The 18,847-nt window shown below is 69.6% G+C and carries 14 protein-coding genes; 12 read left to right on the forward strand and 2 right to left on the reverse strand.

Going from position 1 to position 18,847, the window contains the following annotated elements:
* Window positions 1–55 precede the first annotated feature (55 nt).
* The 10 genes from ACWFR1_RS00900 (at window position 56) to ACWFR1_RS00945 (ending at window position 13,291) form a co-directional block, all read left to right on the forward strand.
* Window positions 56–1,396, forward strand: a complete 1,341-nt coding sequence (locus ACWFR1_RS00900) for a UL36 very large tegument protein (protein ID WP_453545054.1) — start codon at window positions 56–58, stop codon at window positions 1,394–1,396.
* 238 nt (window positions 1,397–1,634) lie between these two features.
* Window positions 1,635–2,477, forward strand: coding sequence for a nitrilase-related carbon-nitrogen hydrolase (locus tag ACWFR1_RS00905; protein WP_453545055.1), 843 nt, complete (start codon window positions 1,635–1,637; stop codon window positions 2,475–2,477).
* Window positions 2,474–3,754, forward strand: coding sequence for an aspartate aminotransferase family protein (locus ACWFR1_RS00910; RefSeq protein ID WP_453545056.1), 1,281 nt, complete (start codon window positions 2,474–2,476; stop codon window positions 3,752–3,754). Before ACWFR1_RS00905 ends, ACWFR1_RS00910 begins: the two co-directional genes overlap by 4 nt.
* A 111-nt stretch (window positions 3,755–3,865) precedes the next feature.
* A complete protein-coding gene (gene hydA, locus ACWFR1_RS00915; RefSeq protein ID WP_453545057.1) occupies window positions 3,866–5,257 on the forward strand; it encodes a dihydropyrimidinase in 1,392 nt (463 codons plus the stop codon).
* A 47-nt stretch (window positions 5,258–5,304) separates the two neighbouring features.
* The gene (locus ACWFR1_RS00920) at window positions 5,305–6,318 is read left to right on the forward strand and encodes a TIGR03842 family LLM class F420-dependent oxidoreductase (protein WP_453545058.1); all 1,014 of its coding nucleotides are present in this window, start codon (window positions 5,305–5,307) and stop codon (window positions 6,316–6,318) included.
* A gap of 128 nt (window positions 6,319–6,446) precedes the next feature.
* The gene (locus ACWFR1_RS00925) at window positions 6,447–9,071 is read left to right on the forward strand and encodes a GmrSD restriction endonuclease domain-containing protein (RefSeq protein ID WP_453545059.1); all 2,625 of its coding nucleotides are present in this window, start codon (window positions 6,447–6,449) and stop codon (window positions 9,069–9,071) included.
* 371 nt (window positions 9,072–9,442) lie between these two features.
* Entirely contained in the window at window positions 9,443–10,498 is a 1,056-nt protein-coding gene (locus ACWFR1_RS00930; RefSeq protein WP_453545060.1) for a hypothetical protein, read from the forward strand.
* Window positions 10,499–10,647: 149 nt separating this feature from the next.
* A complete protein-coding gene (locus tag ACWFR1_RS00935; protein WP_453545061.1) occupies window positions 10,648–11,652 on the forward strand; it encodes an ABC transporter ATP-binding protein in 1,005 nt (334 codons plus the stop codon).
* Entirely contained in the window at window positions 11,649–12,485 is an 837-nt protein-coding gene (locus ACWFR1_RS00940) for an ABC transporter permease (protein ID WP_453545062.1), read from the forward strand. Before ACWFR1_RS00935 ends, ACWFR1_RS00940 begins: the two co-directional genes overlap by 4 nt.
* A gap of 5 nt (window positions 12,486–12,490) precedes the next feature.
* Complete coding sequence (locus ACWFR1_RS00945; RefSeq protein WP_453545063.1) at window positions 12,491–13,291, forward strand: ABC transporter permease; 801 nt, start codon at window positions 12,491–12,493, stop codon at window positions 13,289–13,291.
* 45 nt (window positions 13,292–13,336) lie between these two features.
* On the opposite strand, the gene ACWFR1_RS00950 is transcribed toward ACWFR1_RS00945, so the two are convergent.
* A complete protein-coding gene (locus ACWFR1_RS00950) occupies window positions 13,337–14,977 on the reverse strand; it encodes a hypothetical protein (protein ID WP_453545064.1) in 1,641 nt (546 codons plus the stop codon).
* Between the two features lie 70 nt (window positions 14,978–15,047).
* Complete coding sequence (locus ACWFR1_RS00955) at window positions 15,048–16,070, reverse strand: hypothetical protein (RefSeq protein ID WP_453545065.1); 1,023 nt, start codon at window positions 16,068–16,070, stop codon at window positions 15,048–15,050.
* Between the two features lie 585 nt (window positions 16,071–16,655).
* Here ACWFR1_RS00955 and ACWFR1_RS00960 point away from each other — a divergent pair.
* Window positions 16,656–17,636, forward strand: a complete 981-nt coding sequence (locus ACWFR1_RS00960) for a TauD/TfdA family dioxygenase (RefSeq protein WP_453545066.1) — start codon at window positions 16,656–16,658, stop codon at window positions 17,634–17,636.
* Between the two features lie 40 nt (window positions 17,637–17,676).
* Window positions 17,677–18,810: an inosamine-phosphate amidinotransferase 1 gene (locus ACWFR1_RS00965; RefSeq protein ID WP_453545067.1), complete on the forward strand. Its 1,134-nt coding sequence runs from the start codon at window positions 17,677–17,679 to the stop codon at window positions 18,808–18,810.
* The last annotated feature ends 37 nt before the right edge of the window (window positions 18,811–18,847 follow it).

Consider the following 18,847-nt stretch of genomic DNA (forward strand, 5'->3'; position numbering starts at 1 on the left):
TCCAATACCCGCGGACCGGAAGGTCGCAGTCGACGGCGGGGCAGGTGCGAAACGCATGACGGTGTATCAACTTCCGGTGGAGGTCGCGGCGTTCACGCGCCTGCTGGCGGAGCTCGCGGGCCGCCTCCAGCCGGACGCCGGTTGGTACGGCGTCTTCGCCGCCCGTGACCCCGAGGGGCTCCGTGCCTGCTTCGACGGCGCGGAGATCCTGCCCTGGGACGTCGTCGAGTCGCTGCTCCAGGACGCGGGAGAGCCCGCCGACGGCCCGCTCGCCGCCCGGGCCGGGTCGCTGTACGCGGCGGCGGCCACCGCCCACGACCGTCGCCCCGGCGGGGCCGCCGCGCTCGCCGAGCGGCGGGGCCTCATGGAGCGGGAGCGACGGTACGCCGAGTCCCGCGCCCGCGAGCTGGAGGAGCGGCTCCGGTCGGCCGCGGGCTCGGCGGAGGCGGCCGGCCTGGAGAACGACCTCGCCTGGATCCGCGACGACCACGCCCGGGCCACGGCCCGCGTCGCCGAACTGACCACCCGCCTGACCCGCCTCGGAGGGACCGCCGGGCCAGCGGTCGCCGCCCCGGCGCCCGCATCCGCCCAGAGCGCGGCCTCCAGCCCCGCCCCGACCCCGGCCTCCACCCCCACCCCGGCCCCGGCCTCCGGTCCCGCCCCGGCCCCGTCGGTGAAGCGCCGGGCCCGTGGCGCCCGGTACGCCTGGCTGGAGGAGAGCGCCGAGGAGCAGGCGGCGGTGACGGTGCCCGTGCTGCCGACCGGGGGAGCGGCGCCGCGCGGCGCCAGGTTCGGCGGCGGTGGCGAGACCGCGGAGGCGGGCAGGGCGACCCGGGCCTCCGCCCCCGGGGCGGCGGACTCGGTGGCCGCCGCCCGCGCCGCGGCCAACGCGGTCTACGCCCTCCAGCGGCTCCGCGCCCAGGGCCGTAGCGGCGAGGCCCACGCACTCCTCTGCGAGGCGCTCAACGGCCCCCCGGACCGGCTGCCCGCCCTCGCCGCCGAGCTGCACCGGGCCGGCCTCGGCGCCGACTGGTCCACCCTGCTCTGGGAGGCGGCCTCGCTGCCGCCCGGGCGGCTCGCCGCCGTCGCCGGGGTGCTCGCCGACGCGGGCCGGGCGGCCGACTGCGACCAGCTTCTCCGTCAGGGCGTGGCCCGCCCGGTGGAGGAGCTCGCCGGGGCGTGCGCCGCCCTGCACGCCGAGGACCACCATCGCGAGGCGCACGCCCTGCTCACCGCCTTCGTCCGGGTCAGGGCACCCGAGGACGCCGCCCGCCTCGCGGGCGCGGACCCGCGCGGACTCGTCCCCCAGCTCCTCGACGCGGCTCGCGCGGTCTCCGTCACCCGTGAACGCGACCTCCTGCACGCCCTGCGCGTGGCGGGCCTCGCGGGCGCCTGAGGAGCGTCTTGCCGATCCGGGCCGAAGGGTCCTGAGAGGCCGACCAGGGAACGTGTCATTACTTCCGGGTACGTGTCGGTACGTGTCCGACGTGGCCCACTCGGGTATGAAACATGATCGACGCCGCCGCTTCGCGGCGGTGGTCTTGCTCCGGGGTGTGACGGGGCTTACGTTCTCCTCCTACGCCCCGCGTCTACGGGCGTAGAGGCTCTCTGACGCCGTGCCGAAGGAGCAGCTCATGACCGACGTCGTACGCGCCGCGCTCGTCCAGGCGACCTGGACCGGCGACACCGAATCCATGATCGCCAAACACGAGGAGCACGCCCGGGAGGCCGCCCGGCAGGGCGCCAAGGTGATCGGGTTCCAGGAGGTGTTCAACGCCCCCTACTTCTGCCAGGTCCAGGAGCCCGAGCACTACCGCTGGGCCGAGCCCGTCCCCGACGGCCCCACCGTCACGCGGATGCGGGAGCTCGCCCGGGAGACCGGGATGGTGATCGTCGTCCCCGTCTTCGAGGTCGAGGGCGAGGGCTTCTACTACAACACCGCCGCCGTCATCGACGCCGACGGCACCTACCTCGGCAAGTACCGCAAGCATCACATCCCGCAGGTCAAGGGCTTCTGGGAGAAGTACTACTTCCGCCCGGGCAACGCCGGCTGGCCGGTCTTCGACACCGCCGTCGGCAGGGTCGGCGTCTACATCTGCTACGACCGCCACTTCCCCGAAGGCTGGCGCCAACTCGGCCTGAACGGCGCACAGTTGGTCTACAACCCGTCGGCCACTCACCGCGGCCTCTCCTCCCACCTCTGGCAGCTGGAACAGCCGGCGGCGGCCGTCGCCAACGAGTACTTCATCGCCGCGATCAACCGCGTCGGCGTCGAGGAGTACGGCGACAACGACTTCTACGGCACCAGCTACTTCGTCGACCCGCGCGGCCAGTTCGTCGGCGACGTCGCCTCCGACAAGAGCGAGGAACTCCTCGTCAGGGACCTCGACTTCGGCCTGATCGAACAGGTGCGGCAGCAGTGGGCCTTCTACCGGGACCGCCGCCCCGACGCGTACGACGGGCTGGTGCGACCGTGAGCAGCCTGTACGACCGGCACAAGGCCGTCATCCCCGACTGGGTCGCCCTCTACTACCGCGACCCCGTCGAGATCACCCACGGCGAGGGCCGCCACGTCTGGGACGCCGAGGGGCGCAAGTACCTCGACTTCTTCGGCGGCATCCTCACCACCATGACCGCCCACGCGCTGCCCGAGGTCACCAAGGCCGTCGCCGAGCAGGCCGGCCGGATCATCCACTCCTCGACGCTCTACCTCAACCGCCCCATGGTGGAGCTCGCCGAGCGGATCGCCGGCCTCTCCGGCATCCCCGACGCCCGCGTCTTCTTCACCACGTCGGGCACCGAGGCCAACGACACGGCCCTCCTCCTGGCCACCGCGTACCGCCGCTCGAACCAGATCCTGGCGATGCGCAACAGCTACCACGGCCGCTCCTTCTCCACCGTCGGCATCACCGGCAACCGCGCCTGGTCGCCCACCAGCCTCTCGCCGCTCCAGACGCTGTACGTGCACGGCGGCGTCCGCACCCGCGGCCCCTACGCGCAGTACACCGACGAGCGGTTCATCGACGCCTGCGTCGCCGACCTCGAGGACCTCCTCGGGCACACCCGGGACGTCGCCGCCCTCATCGCCGAGCCCGTCCAGGGCGTCGGCGGCTTCACCTCCCCGCCCGACGGCCTGTACGCCGCCTTCCGGCGCGTCCTCGACCGGCACGGCATCCTCTGGATCGCCGACGAGGTGCAGACCGGCTGGGGCCGCACGGGTGACCACTTCTGGGGCTGGCAGGCCCACGGCGAGGCCGGACCGCCCGACATCCTCACCTTCGCGAAGGGCATCGGGAACGGCATGTCCGTCGGCGGGGTCGTCGCCCGCGCCGAGATCATGAACTGCGTCGACGCCAACTCCATCTCCACCTTCGGCGGTTCGCCGGTCACCATGGCCGCGGGCCTCGCCAACCTCTCGTACCTCCTGGAACACGACCTCCAGGGCAACGCCCGCCGCGTCGGCGGCCTCCTCATCGAGCGCGTACGGGCCGCCGCCGCGGGTGTGGACGCCGTGCGGGAGGTGCGGGGCCGCGGCCTCATGGCCGGCATCGAACTCACCGAACCGGGCACCGACCGGGCCGACCCGGACGCGGCCTCCGCCGTCCTGGAGACGGCCCGGGAGAACGGCCTGCTCATCGGCAAGGGCGGCGGACACAACACCAGCGTGCTGCGGGTCGCCCCGCCGCTCTCGCTCACCGTCGCCGAGGCCGAGGAAGGCGCCGCGATCCTCGAAGAGGCGCTCAGAGCCCTGTAGTCGACGCACCACGGCCCGTACGAAGGGCCGGGGCGTGCCCCCCGTAGACGGTGTCGTGGTCGGCGATCGGTGATCGGCGATCCGCGACCGGCATGAAGGGAAAACCGGCAAATGACCAGGACTCTGATCACCGGCGGGCTGGTGATCACGGCCTCCGACGAGATCCACGCGGACGTGCTGATCGAGCACGGCCGGGTGGTGGCGCTGGCGGCGGTGGGAAGTCAGCGGTGGACGGCCGACCGGGTGATCGACGCGTCGCAGAAGTACGTGATCCCGGGTGGGGTCGACGCGCACACGCACATGGAACTGCCGTTCGGCGGCACGTCCGCGTCGGACACGTTCGAGACGGGCACGCGGGCCGCGGCGTGGGGCGGGACGACGACGATCGTCGACTTCGCCGTACAGGCGAAGGGCGAGCCGTTGCACGCCGGCCTCAGCGCCTGGCACGAGAAGGCGGACGGCGCGTGCGCGATCGACTACGCCTTCCACATGATCATGTCGGATGTGAACGAGTCGACGCTCAAGGAGATGCCGAAGCTCATCGAGCACGGCGTGACCTCGTTCAAACTGTTCATGGCGTATCCGGGGGTCTTCTACTCGGACGACGGGCAGATCCTGCGGGCGATGCAGGTGGCCGGTGACACCGGCGGACTGATCATGATGCACGCGGAGAACGGCATCGCGATCGACGTCCTCGTCGAGCAGGCGCTCGCCCGGGGCGAGACCGACCCCCGCCATCACGGCGAGGTCCGCAAGGCCCTGCTGGAGGCGGAGGCCACCCACCGGGCGATCCAGCTCGCCCGGGTCGCGGGCTCCCCGCTGTACGTCGTGCACGTCTCGGCGGAGGAGGCGGTCGCGGAGCTGGCGGCGGCCAGGGACAAGGGCCTTCCGGTCTTCGGCGAGACCTGTCCGCAGTACCTGTTCCTGTCGACGGACAATCTGGCCGAGCCGGACTTCGAGGGCGCCAAGTACGTCTGCTCGACCCCGCTGCGCCCGAAGGAGCACCAGGCGGCCCTGTGGCGGGGGCTGCGGACGAACGACCTCCAGGTGGTCTCCACCGACCACTGCCCGTTCTGCTTCGTCGGCCAGAAGGAGCTGGGCCGCGGCGACTTCTCGAAGATCCCCAACGGCCTGCCGGGCGTGGAGAACCGCATGGACCTCCTCCACCAGGCCGTCGTCGACGGGCACATCTCCCGGCGCCGCTGGATCGAGATCGCCTGCGCGTCACCGGCGAGGATGTTCGGCCTCTACCCGCAGAAGGGCACGATCGCGCCGGGCGCGGACGCCGACATCGTCATCTACGACCCGCACGCGACCCAGACGCTGTCGGCGGAGACCCACCACATGAACGTCGACTACTCGGCGTACGAGGGGAAGAAGGTGACCGGCCAGGTCGAGACCGTCCTCTCGCGCGGCGAGGTCGTCATCGACCAGCGCAAGTACGTGGGTCACGCCGGCCACGGAGCGTTCGTGCCGCGCGGTCTCTGCCAGTACCTGGGCTGAACGGCCCAGTGGTCCCAACGCACCGACTCGAACTTGGAGGTCCCCGCGTGGACTTCGGACTCGTCCTGCAGACCGACCCGCCCGCCTCGCAGGTCGTCGGCCTGATGCGCCGGGCGGAGCGCAACGGCTTCCGCTACGGCTGGACCTTCGACTCCGCCGTACTCTGGCAGGAACCCTTCGTCATCTACAGCCAGATCCTCGCCAACACCACCAAGCTGCACGTGGGCCCGATGGTGACGAACCCCGGCACCCGTACGTGGGAGGTGACGGCCTCCACCTTCGCGACCCTCAACGACATGTACGGCAACCGGACCGTCTGCGGCATCGGCCGCGGCGACTCCGCGATGCGCGTGGCCGGCCGCCGCCCCAACACCCTGGCCCGCCTGGGCGAGGCCATCGGCGTCATCCGCGACCTGGCCGAGGGCCGCGAGGCGGAGGTGGACGGCAACCCGATCCACATCCCGTGGATCAAGGACGGCAAGCTGCCGGTGTGGATGGCTGCGTACGGCCCCAAGGCCCTCGCCCTGGCCGGCCAGAAGGCCGACGGGTTCATCCTCCAGCTCGCCGACCCCTTCCTCACGGAGTGGATGGTCAAGGCCGTCCGCCAGGCGGCCACCGACGCGGGCCGCGACCCCGACGCCCTCACGATCTGCGTCGCGGCCCCCGCCTACCTCACGGCCGACGACTCCCCGGAGGCCCTGGCCCACGCCCGGGACCAGTGCCGCTGGTTCGGCGGCATGGTCGGCAACCACGTCGCCGACCTGGTCGCCAAGTACGGCGAGCACTCCTCGATGGTTCCCGAGGAGTTGACGGCGTACATCAAGGACCGGCACGGCTACGACTACTCCCACCACGGCCGCGCCGACAACCCCGACACCACCTTCGTCCCCGACGAGATCGTCGACCGCTTCTGCCTCCTCGGCCCCGCCGCGGCCCACATCGAAAAGCTCCGCCACCTCAAGGACCTGGGCGTCGACCAGTTCGCCGTCTACGCCATGCACGACAACCGCGAGGGCACCATCGACGCCTACGGCTCCGAGATCATCCCCGCGTTCCGCTGAGGGAAGCCGCCCCCCACCTCCGGAGCCGGCTTCTCCAGGTGCAGGCCCGCGTGCCGGTGCTCTCGGAACTCGTGGAAGAGCGGGTACGGCACAATGGCGGGCCGACGGGGGCAAGTGTCGGGGAGGGGATGGGCGTGCACGCACAGGAGACGACGTTCAGCAAGCTGGTCCACGGCGAGACGCAGTTCCAGGTCCCGCTGTATCAGCGCACGTACACCTGGCAGCGTGACGAGCTGAGCCAGTTGTGGGACGACGTGCTGGAACTCGTCGAGGACAAGCTGGAGGGCAGGGAGCCGGCGGCTCACTTCCTCGGGTCGGTGGTGCTCGCGCCGGAGCGGGTCGCGGCGGGCGGGATGCAGCGCTGGCTCGTCGTGGACGGTCAGCAGCGGCTGACCACGCTGATGCTCGCCTTCACCGCCCTGCGGGACCGCCATCGGGTGCGGGGGCGGGGGAAGAAGGCGGATCGTATTCACGATCTGGTCCTGGTCAACGGCTACCAGGACGGGAACGACCACTACCGTCTCCTGCCGACGCAGGCCGACCGTGAGGCGTTCGTCGCCTGTGTGGAGTCGCTCCCCACCGCCGGCGGTCCGGGCAACATCGGTGGCGCGTACCGGTTCTTCCTGGCGGCTCTGACCGAGGGCGAGGAGCGCGCCGGCGAGGAATGGACCGGCGCTGTGGAGTCCGTGCTCAGGGACTTCCTCTCCATCGTCTCGATCACCGCCGCCGAGGGCGACAACGTGTACCGGATCTTCGAGTCCATCAACAACACGGGTGTCGGCCTCAGTCAGAGCGATCTGCTGCGCAACTACCTCTTCATGTGCCTCCCCAAGCGTGGCGAGGCCGTCTACCGCACCTTGTGGCTGCCGATGCAGGAGCTGCTCGGCCCGGCCAGGCTGGAGCTGCTCGTCTGGCTCGACCTGGTCGTCGACGGTGACAACCGGGCCAAGCAGAGCGAGATCTACCAGGACCAGAAGAAGCGTCTCGAACCGATCAGCTCGGACGAGGGCGCCCTGGAGGCCGAGGTCTCGCGGCTGTACGTGCGGGCCGGTCGCCTCATGCGGATCGTCGAGCCGTCGAGGGAGAGCGACGCCGGCCTGCGGGAGGTGCTGGAACGGCTCGCCCGTTGGGGCGGCCAGACCCACTATCCGCTCGCGCTCCAGCTGCTCGACCGGCTGGACGAGGGGGACTGCGACCCCAAGGAGGCGAGCGCCGCTCTCGCGTACGCCGAGAGCTACATGGTGCGTCGTCTGTTCGCCGGCAACTCCACCACGGGCAACAACCGCACCTTCATGGAACTGCCCAAGGAGGTGGAGAAGGAGCTGGAGAACGGGCGCTCGCTCGCGGACGCGGTACGACGCGCACTGTCCGCCAAGACGGGGACGCGGGTCTGGCCCTCCGACGCGGTGACGCGGGAGTCGATCCGCAGCCGCCCCTTCTACAAGTCGGGGCGTTCGCACCAGCGCTTCGAGATCCTGCGCCGCTTCGAGGAGAGCTACGCCGCCAGCGAGCCCGTCGACTACGGCAAGGCGAAGCTCACCGTGGAGCACGTGCTGCCGCAGCACCCCGCCCAGCAGTGGTTCGACCTCCTCGCGGAGGAGGCCGGAGAGACCGAGAGCCCGGAGGAGCTGCACACCCAGCTGGTGCACACCCTCGGCAACCTCACGCTGTCCGGCGACAACACCCGCCTCTCCAACCACCCCTTCCACCGCAAGCAGCAGATCCTCGACTCCAGCGCCCTGCGCATGAACCAGCGCATCGCGGCCCAGGAGCGTTGGGGAAGAGCGGAGATCCTCGCGCGCGCCGAGGAGATGAGCGACCGGGCCGTGGAGCTGTGGCCCGGGCCCATCGACGGGGTGGTCCACGCCGACGCCGAGTGGACCGGCTGGGGAGAGCTCCGCCAGGCACTGATGAACATGCCGACGGGTACGTGGACGACGTACGGCGACCTCGCCGCCCTCATCGGCACCCATGCCGTCGCGGTCGGCAGCCACATCAGTACCCGTCCCGCGCTGCACGGGGCCTATCGCGTGCTGATGGCCGACGGCAAGATCTCGCCCGGTTTCCGCTGGCCCGATGGGCAGGAGAACGCGCCCGACCCGCGGAGCGTTCTGGAGTCGGAGGGCGTTCCGTTCGACGAGTGGGGTCGCGCTCGCAGGGCCCATCGACTCACGGCAGGGGACCTGGCCGCCCTGGTGGGCAAGGACGACTTCGAGGACGAGACACCGGTTCGAACCGCCGAGAGGGCGGGAGGCTCCGGGGGCGTCGGCGACGGGGAGACTGTGGCGGCGCGCTTCGAGACACTGTTGCGCGACAACCAGACGCCCGGCACGGCGGAGGAAGTGCTCGCGAGCCTGCGGTTCTGGGAGGAGCGGGGCGGCTTCCTCGACTACGGGAAGAAGAGCGAGACCAGCTGCTTCCCGATGCTGTCCGTGGGCGGTGCTCGCGCACGATCGCTCTGGCCTCTGGCCTTGTATCCGGTGACGGGCACCGCCGAGGTGGTCTTCCAGCACCTGAAGCGCCGGCCGCCCTTCGACGACGAGGCGCTGCGGCGCGAGCTGATGGCGCGACTGAACCGCGTGGACGGCATCGTGCTCGCGGAGGCGAAGCTGGACCTGCGTCCCTCGTTCCCGCTGGAGGTCTTCGCCGACCACGGTGAGGAGCTGCGCGCCGTCCTGGAGTGGTTCGTCCACATGGTCGCGCTCGCGGAGGCCCGCCGCCCTGTCGACGAAGCTCCCGAGAGCACCGCGTGAACCCGCCCGACGCGATCTGACACGGTCCGGCCGTGGGCAAGTCCGCGCGCTGGGGCGGCACTTCATCGACAGGTCCGGCGACGCGATCGTACAAGCACGGAACGCGTGGGAGAAGGGTGAACGCTCCTGTGCGGTGCGCGGTGGACAGAGTTCGGAGCCTCTGGTGAGGTAACGGAGTTGTGGGAATCCGGTACCAGCGGGGCGCTCGGAAGGGCGCGTGGCGTGGAGACGGCATCGCTCGGGTGCGCGGGGTCTCCTCGCGCGGCCCCGCCCACGTCTGTCCGCGACCGTAGGGAACCGGCCGTGCACGTTTCCTCTAGCTCGATTGTCGAGGCTGAACAATGGCAACGGCTCGCTTGAGTGTGGCCGTCATGACTCACCCGGCGCGCGCCGCGATGGCGAACGGCCTCGTCGACCTCCTCGGTGGCGAGGTCACGGTGGTCACGGATCCGGAGCCCGGTGGGGTGCCCAATCCTCTGCGGACGAGCGTCGAGGCATGGGCGGCGTTCGAGGAAGGCGCGACGCATCACCTGGTGCTTCAGGACGATGTCGTGCCGTCTGCCGATCTGCTGACCGTCGCGCGTGCGGCAGCGGTGAGGTTTCCCCGGTCGGCCGTGGCGTTCTATGCGAACTGGGACGGGCCCGACGGCTCGGCGGTCCGGCTGGGCGCGCTCGCCGGCGCCGGGTGGGTGTCGGCGATAGACGAGATCTATACGCCGACTCTGGCTCTGATGCTGCCCGTGGACCACGCCGTCCGCTTCTCGGAAGAGGCACGTTCTCTTGTTCCGATGCGTCGTGAGGACGACGCGGTGATGCTGGAATATCTGGAGCGCCGTCACGTACCCGTCGTCGTGTCGATTCCGAATCTGATTGAGCATCAGGGCACGCAGAGCGTCGCCGGAAACTCCGCCGAGAGATGGCGGTCCGCGTGCGGCTATCAGAACCTCGGTCTGCCGGGTTCCGAGGTGCTCGACGGACTGAACGCCGTTCCTCACTACCGGGAAGGCGCGACGTACGCCCTTCTGCTCGAAGGCGAACGCTCCGGCCGTCGGGTCTGGCGGCGGACGCCGTGGCGCCAGGCGGAGCAGGCGCTCGGTGTGGACGCCGGCCTGGTCGATTCCCTTTGGTACGCCTGGTCCAGGAGCGATCCCGCGGCCCAGTACGTCGAGGGGGTCATCGGCCCCGTCGCGACGCGCGAGCTCTGGGCCGCGGCCTATCTGATCGGTATCGCGAGCGAACGACTGCGCCCCGGCGGATGGACTCCCGACGTCAATGTCCGATCGGCGGCATTGAGCACGCTCGGGGTCGGCGGTCTCATTCCGGTGGTGAAATGGCACGAGCTTGAAGCAGCCCGGTTCATGATGCACCATCTGGCATTGGCCGGGGCGGATCACGGCGCATCGGCTGCGGCGGACGCAGGCACATAGTGCCGGGTTTCATGGTGAAATCTTCTTGAGAAAGCGTGCAGAATGAAGATGAGTACGGAATCGACGGCCGATCAATTACGCCTGGCGCCGCAGCCAGTTCCGTCCGATTACTCGCTCGATTCTGGGTCGGGTGATTCCCTGTGCCGACGTTGATCAGAGCAGAGGGACTGACCAAGTACTACCGGCGCCCGCGCCGTCACGAGGGCGCGCTGGGCGGCCTCAGGACCCTGTTCACCCGGCAGTACGACGAGGTCCGGGCCGTCGACGGCGTCGACTTCACGGTGTCGGACGGTGAACTCGTCGGATACCTCGGGCCCAACGGCGCGGGGAAGAGCACGACCATCAAGATGATGACCGGGGTGCTCGTCCCGACCAGCGGTGTCATCGAGGTCCAGGGCCACGCCCCCTGGCGGGACCGGGAGAAGAACGCGATGCACATCGGAGTCGTGTTCGGGCAGCGCAGCCAGCTCTGGTGGGACCTGCCGCTGCTGGACTCCTTCACCCTGCTGGGAAAGATGTACCGGATGTCCGAGGCGGCCTACCGCCGCAGACTGGACGGGTTCATCGAACTGCTCGACCTGGCCCCGTTCCTGGACCGCCCGGTCCGCCAGCTGAGCCTCGGCCAGCGCATGCGGGGCGACCTCGCCGCGGCCATGCTCCACGAACCGTCCATCCTCTACCTGGACGAGCCGACCATCGGGCTGGACGTCGTGGCGCGCGACCGGATGCGCGACTTCATCGCCGAGATGAACCGGGAGAGCGGCACCACCATCGTTCTCACCACGCACGACCTCGTGGACGTCGAGGCGCTGTGCGAGCGCGTCGTCTTCATCGACCAGGGGCGGGTCCTCTACGACGGCGGCGTCGCCGACCTGAAGGCCGCGTACGCGCCCCACCGCACACTGGTCGTGCAGCTCGCCCCGGGGCTGACAGGGGCCCAGGCCGCCGAACTGCTCGGTCCCGACGTTCCGGGCGAGGTGACCGCGGACGAGGGACCGACGCTGAGGATACGTTTCGAGGCGAACCGGATCTCGGCCCACGAGATCATCGCGGCCGTGACGAGCCGCTGCCCCGTGACCGACCTCTCGATCGTGGAGCCCGAGCTCGAGGACGTCATGCACACCCTGTACGGCGACCGCCCGATCGCTGTATGAGCGCCGGCCAGGCCACGCGCACCGATGGCCCCCTCCGCAACCTCCCCGCCTACCTGCAGATCGTCCGCGCCAGGCTGCGCATAGCGTTGACCTACCGGCAGAACGCGCTCTTCATGCTGGCCGTCGTCATCCTCCAGATCTTCATCCTCCGCAAGGTCTGGACGGCCTTGTACGGCGACATGGGGGTGGTCAACGGGGTCGCGCTGGCCGACGTCCTGGTCTACCTGACGATCGCCAACCTCCAGAACTGGGCGATGCAGGACTCGACGGTCGGTTCCTACCTGTACTCGCTCGTCCGGGAAGGGCGCATAGCCTTCGACATCCTGCGGCCCGCCGGCTTCGTACCGCAGATGCTGGCCCATCTCACGGGGGGAACCCTGTCCATGGTGCTGTTCGCGCTGGCGGCACTGCCCCTCGTCGCGCTCGTCGGGCCGCTCGGGCCGCCCGCCTCCCCAGCGGCCTTCGGGTACTGGCTGCTCAGCCTCCTCGTCGCGTTCGGCATCTCCATGCTGCTCAACCTGATCGTCAGCCTCGGAGCCTTCTGGACGACCGAACTCGGGGCCTTCAGCATGCTCTTCACCCTCGTCAGCCAGTTCCTGGCGGGAGTGCTCGTCCCGCTGTACTTCTTCCCGGACTGGCTGCGGACGGTCGCCGAGCTCCTGCCCTTCCAGGCGACGACGTTCACCCCCGTCGCCATCTACGGAGGTCAACTGGCGGGCGGCGAAGCCCTCCAGGCGATCGCCGTCCAGCTCCTGTGGATCGTGCTGCTGGCGGGCACGGTACGGCTGATCTGGTCGCGCGCGCTCCACCGCATCGTGGTTCAGGGAGGATGACAGCAATGGGAAGCACGCGCATGACCTTCCTGCTCTACCGGGCGGCGGTGCGGGGCGAGATGCAGTACCGGCTGAACTTCGTCATGCTGCTCGCGCTCGGTCTCGTCTACCAGGGCAGCGGCATCGCGTTCGTCTGGACCGTGTTGCGCACCTTCGACTCCATCGCCGGCTGGACCTTCGGAGAGCTGGCCTTCCTCTACTCGCTGCGCCTGATGGCGCACGCCGTCTGGGTCGTCCCCTTCAACCAGGTCGCGATCATGGACACCACGATCCGCGAAGGACGGTTCGACCGCTATCTGGTGCGGCCGCTGAACCCGTTCCTCCAGATCACCACCAGCCGGTTCCGGATGAACGTGATCGGCGACGTGATGGCCGCGGTCATCCTGTTCACGATCGCCGTGAACCTGGTCGACATCGACTTCTCCCCGCTCAGCGTCGCCTACCTGGTGCTCGCGGTCCTCGGGGGCGCGCTGGCCGAAGGAGCGGCCGCGGTCGTCGTCTCGTCCCTGAGCTTCCGTTCCGTGCAGACGTGGGCGGCCAGCCAGCTCGTCGACAACATCTACCTGATGTTCGGCTCCTACCCGACGCGCGTCTTCGGCGGCGCCCTGACGTGGGGTCTGACCTGGGTGATGCCCGTGGCCGTCGTCGCGTACATCCCGTCGAGCGTCCTCCTGGACAAGACCGAATCCCTCCACCTCTCGGCCCCCGCGGCTCTCGCCGCACCCCTGATCGGCCTGGTGTGGTTCGGTGCCGCGCTCAAGTGGTGGCAGGTGCGGATGCGCGGCTACCAGAGCGTCGGAGCCTGAGCCGGCGGCCGGGCGGGCCGGATACGGCGGTGACCGGCCGCCGGCTCAGGCGGTGATGGTGAGGGTGGTACGGACAGGGTGGAGGTCGATCTCGGCGGCGGCGGGGTCAGCTGGGCGGTCCGGGCGGCCGCTGGACCAGTAGCCGTTCGTCATGCGGCCGTCGACCAGGGCGACCTCGTACGTACCGGGGGAGAGGTCCTCGAACAGTGCGGTGCACTCGTACAGGCCCCCGCTGACGTCGCCCCGGACGCTTCGGGCTCCCAGGACGCCGTTTCCGACGCCGCCGCGGAGCCGGAGTTCGCCGCTGAGGGAGCCCTCGTCGTCGTACCAGAAGGGGCCGCGCCGGTACTGCGCGGTGACCGTCCAGCGGGCCTCGATGGCGTGGCCTCCGCCTTCGCGGGAAGTGGCCCGGCGGAGCGTGATCCGGTGGACGGCCCGGGTGAGACCGTCCGAGGAGGAGTAGTCCTCGCCCGTCGGGCCTTCCACGCCCGCCGGGGGAGTGAGGCCGGTGCTCTGCGCCGGGGGAGTGAGGCCCGTGTTCTGCGCCGGGGGCGCGGAGGGGTCGACGCCGCGGTGGACCAGGATCAGGCTCCGGCCGCCGTCGGCGTCGACGTACGCGACCAGGGCCGGGTCGTGCCGACTCTCGTGGCCTGCGATGACCTCGCCCTCGCTCCACTCGCCGTCCCGGTAGACGGCGTGGCACAGCAGATCGCTGTCCGGAGAGGGGTAGACGGCGTGCAGCCCGCCGTCGTAGGAGGCGAGGGACGCGCCGCGGCGGCTGGTGAGGCCGTCCAGGGCGACGGCCTCGCTCCACGTGTCGCCGTCGTAGGTGGCGTGCCACAGACGCAGGTCGTACTCCTGTCGGTAGAGCAGGTGGAGAAGGCCGTCGTGCTCGGCCAGGGCGTAGTTCCCCGGAGGCCGCATGATGGCTGCCTCCGGGGCCTCCTGCCGCTCGGCGTTCACCACGGCGAGCCGCGCACTGCCGCGTCCGTGCCGGACAGGGACCCATGCGCCGTCCTCGGTGAGTGTCGCGTGCTGGACGATCCCGCCCTCCGAGCCTTCGGGTCCCCCGCCGGTTCCGTTGACGGCGAAGACCAGGTGGAGCCGGCCTCGGTAGACGGCCAGGCCCGGCCAGCGTCCCGGGCCGTGGCCGTGGTCGTCCTGCTTGCGCACCTCTTCCCACGGCCCGCCGGCCGGTCGGCGGGCCGTTCCGAGGGCGCCGCGGCCGTCGTCCCAGAAGCGGTGGTACACGGCGTAGACGCTGCCCTCGTACGCGGCGACGGCAGGGGTGTGGAAGGCGAGGTTGCCGTTGCCGAGATCGGCGTCCGGAGTCCACCGGCGGGCCGCGTCGACCGCGGCGGTCGTCCTGGCCAGGTCAACGTCCAAGGACGCCCGGTCCGCGGCCGACAGGCTCGCGCGGTAGTGACCTTTCACCTCGTCGACCGCGGCCAGCAGCCCTTTGACGTCCACGGGAGTGTGGGACGTCCAGCGAAGCGGGATGTTCCTCGCCACGCCCTGACGGGCTCCCCGGTGGACACAGAGCAGGCTGTCGCCGTTCTGGGCGAGAGCCGGTGCGGCCGCGCTTCTGTGGCCGGAGAAGACCCCGTCCCTGCTCCAGCCTTCGGCGGTCGTGTACGTCGAGCGCCAGAGGTCCTGTTCTTGCTCGTGGGCCAACGCGGGGGACATACGCACTCCTTGGAACGGACATGGGAACGGGCAGACGGGGACGGGACGTCAGGAGATCGCGGACGGGCGCTCAATCCCCGGTCGCATCAAGCCGGTTGGCGAGCTCCTGCCATGCTGCCGCGCACCTGCGGGCGACGTCGGCCACAGCGCCGGCGGAGTGAGGGGGGATCGCCTCGATCACCCTTTCCCAGGTGTCAGAGGTGAGTGCGTGCAGGCTCAGGCTGCGAAGGAGGAAACGTCCCGTCTCCGTCGACCTCAGCGAGGGGTCGCGCTTGAGTGTGACCCACGTCGGCCCTCGGGCACCAAGAGGCAGCGTCGAGACGGCCTTCGTGAGGGAGCGCAGGGAACTGTCCTTGGTGCCGGCCTCCAGGAACGAGCCGGCACCTCGGGAGGTCGGTTCGAGAAGGGGGTTCTGCCCCTCCCGCAGGCTGTTGCGAACCCTCCGTGCGGTGTTCGGTGAGATACCCGCGGCCCTCGCGATCTCGCGCAGTGAGGCATCCGGTCGGTCGGTGATGAACTGGCTCGCTCGTTGGCGTCCGAAGTTGACGTCCAGCGGGTGGGATCTTCCGTCCTTTCCCATCCTCCGCTTCTGCCTGTCGGGTCCCCCTGCCTTCTGGCCGCGCAGCTTGGCGACCGTCTTGTCGGAGAGGCTGGTGATCTCGGAAATGGCCCGGTTCGACCATTCGGGATAGATGCCGAGTATCCGTAGGGCGGCGTTGCGCCGGTCCGCCAATTGCAAGGGAAGGCCATGCGTGGTGTTAAGTTTGACCGCCAGGAGATAGGCCTGTTCGTCACTTCCCTTGAAGAGCCGGGCCCGGATTTCCCGCTCTCCTTTGACGACGGCCGCCTGCACTCGATGCAGACCGTCGATCACCTTCATCGAATCGTGGTGCACGAGGATGGGGGGCAGGGTGTCGTCGGTTTCCGCGAGCGTGTGGACGTGGTCTGCGGAGATCCCTTTTGAGCGAGGTGATTCCGTGAGAACTAACTCGGTGACCGGAACCTCCACCACGGGTAAGTCTTCGTCCGGTGAAAACTGCCTCAGTATGGTTTCGACATCATGCTTGGTCAGCTCAATTTCGGGCGTATTCATGAAGTGACTCCCCCACTGGTGCGTCCATCTATGATCATGCGTCATGCGCTTGGATGAGGTCAATGGGGGGTCGAGTGCGGCCCCTCGGCCTTCTGCTAGGCGAATAATGCAGCCTAGTTGTTTAAGTTTCCTGCGAAATGGCGTGCCCTGTTGAGGTGCCCGTTGCCCACGCCCGTGACGGGCGGTTTCGGCGCAATCCCGCGTATCGGTCCCAAGATGTCGCGGGGGGAATCGTGCAATCGCGGAAATTCCGCAGCTGCACACGCCGCCGAGCGGTCGCCGGCCGGGTGGCCGAGAGGTCGCCCGCCCGGTCCCGCCGAGTCCCCGCCCTGTGCTTCGCCCGGCTCTTGCGATGTCGCTGCGGGGCGTGCTCAGATGTTGAACACGCCGAGCGCAGAAGAAACGCCCACCATTGAGGTTCCCGAAACGGGAAACGCTCCGGGCGATGATGCGGCGAAGATCTGCCGGACCGGTGTGACCGGTGTGCGGCGGCCAGGGCGGTGTGCGCCCCCTTCTTGAACTTCCCTTTGTTGGCGCAATGTATTCATGCCCGAATGTGAAACGCTGAGATGAGAGGGGACCGGAGTGGCATCCGCAGAGCAGTCGCCCACGACGACGATCGAGATACAGCCGCACGAGGCCGAAGAACTGTGGGCGGTGATCGGCAAGCTCGTGGGCGACAGGGATCTTGAGACCCTCACCCCGGACGAATTCGTCGATCTGGCGCTCGAAGTGAACTCCTTCCTGCCGGCCTCCTTGCGCCGCCAGGTCATCGCATACCGGCGCTACGCGCCGGAGGGGGACGTGATCCTCCTGCGTGGGCTCCTCCCGGAGAACGCGGAACTTCCCGCGACGGCGGCCGCCCCGTACGCCGCGCCGCCCCCCGGACCGGCGCAGTACGCCTCACTGCTGCTCACCGCGGTGACGGTCATGCTCGGTGAGCCCTTCAACTACGCGAGCCTGTACAAGGGGCGCATCGTCCAGAACATGGTGCCGGTGCGGAAGATGGAGTTCACCCAGACCAGCCAGAGCAGCACCGGCATGCTCGACTGGCACTGCGAGGACAGCTTCCGCGAGGACCGCTGCGACTACGCCGGCCTGATCTGTCTGCGGGGCGACACCTCCGCGGCGTCCAAGTACGCCCAGGTCAAGGACGTCGACCTCGCGGACGAGCAGCTGTCGATCCTCCGCCAGCCGCGCTTCCACGTGCGGCCTGACCCCGCGCACGTACTGCCGGACGGCATGCCGATGCGTCCGCTCGCGATCCTCTCCGGATCGGAGTCCTCGCCGGAGATCGCCTACGACACGCACCACCTGGAAGTGGTCGACGAGGCCGACGTCGAGGCGGCGGCGGCGCTGAGGGACCTGGGTACGGCGCTGGACAAGGCCGCCATCTCCCATGTGATGCGGAAGGGCGATCTGCTGATCTTCGACAACAAGCGGGTCGTCCACGCCCGTACGCCTTTCAGCGCGCGCTTCGACGGAACGGACCGCTGGCTGATGCGCACGATGATCTGCGGAAGCGCCCTGACATTCCGACGCTGGGGCACGCGCATTCCGGAGTAACAGAGCCAGAAGAGCCGTAGAGGACAGAGGAGAACCACACATGACAGTGGCAGCGGACACCAATTCCGAAACAGACGCCGGCATCGGCGGCGAGACCCGGCAGCGTCACCCGGCGAAGGCGGTGAACTCCTGGGACGAGTTCAGCCCGCTGCGGGAGATCGTCGTCGGCGACGCGACGAGCGCGGGAGTTCCGTCACAGACCGACCTCTCAGCCTGGCTCAACGACTACCCCGAGCTCTCACCGTCCGAACGGGAGCAGGTCGGCGGGCAGTTCCCGAAGCGGGTGATCGAGGAGACGAACGAGGACCTGGCCGACCTCGTGACGACCCTGCGCGAGATGGGCGTGGTGGTGCATCAGCCGCCGGCCTCCGACCACGAGCAGGAGTTCGGTGGCCCGGGCTGGAAGACCCGGGGCCGCCACTCGTACTGTCCGCGGGACCTCGCCCTGATCATCGGCTCCACGATCATCGAGACGCCGAGCCCGTCACGCGGCCGGTACTACGAGCTGTCCAATCTGAGGGAGCTGTTCCAGGACTACCTGCAGCGCGGCGCGCACTGGATCGGTGCTCCGCGGCCGCAGCTGCGGGACGAGCTGTTCCTCACCGACGAGGCGGGCGAACCCGTCCTGGGCGAGGCGGAGCCGGCCTTCGAGGCGGCCAACGTCCTGCGGCTCGGTCGTGACGTCTTCTACCAGGTCTCCCGCAGCGGCAACGAGATGGGCCTCCAGTGGCTGCGGTCGACCCTGCGGCTCCTTGGCGACTTCCGTGTGCATCCGCTGCGCGGCCTGTACCAGGGCACACACATCGACAGCACGATCTGCTTCCTGCGACCGGGCCTGGTGCTGCTCAATCCCGAGCGCGTGAAGGAGGACACCGTCCCGGAGCCGCTGCGGGGATGGGACGTCATCTGGTGCCCGCCGATCAACGAGCCGGTGGCACCGCTGCTCTCGCGAACGCTGAGCACGCCGTGGGTCGGGATGAACCTGCTGATGGTCAGCCCGGAGCTGGCCGTCGTCGACGCCAACCAGACCGAACTGATCCGGGCGCTGGAGGCGAAGGGCATCACCGTCGCGCCGCGGCGGCTGCGTCATTCGCGCGTGCTGGGCGGCGGATTCCACTGCGTCACGCTGGACACGGTGCGCGAGGGCGGGCCCGAACGCTATCTGGACTGGTGAGACGCCGTCACGGGACAAGACGTCGTCACGGGACACG

The organism is Streptomyces sp. NPDC055103 (assembly GCF_053607625.1).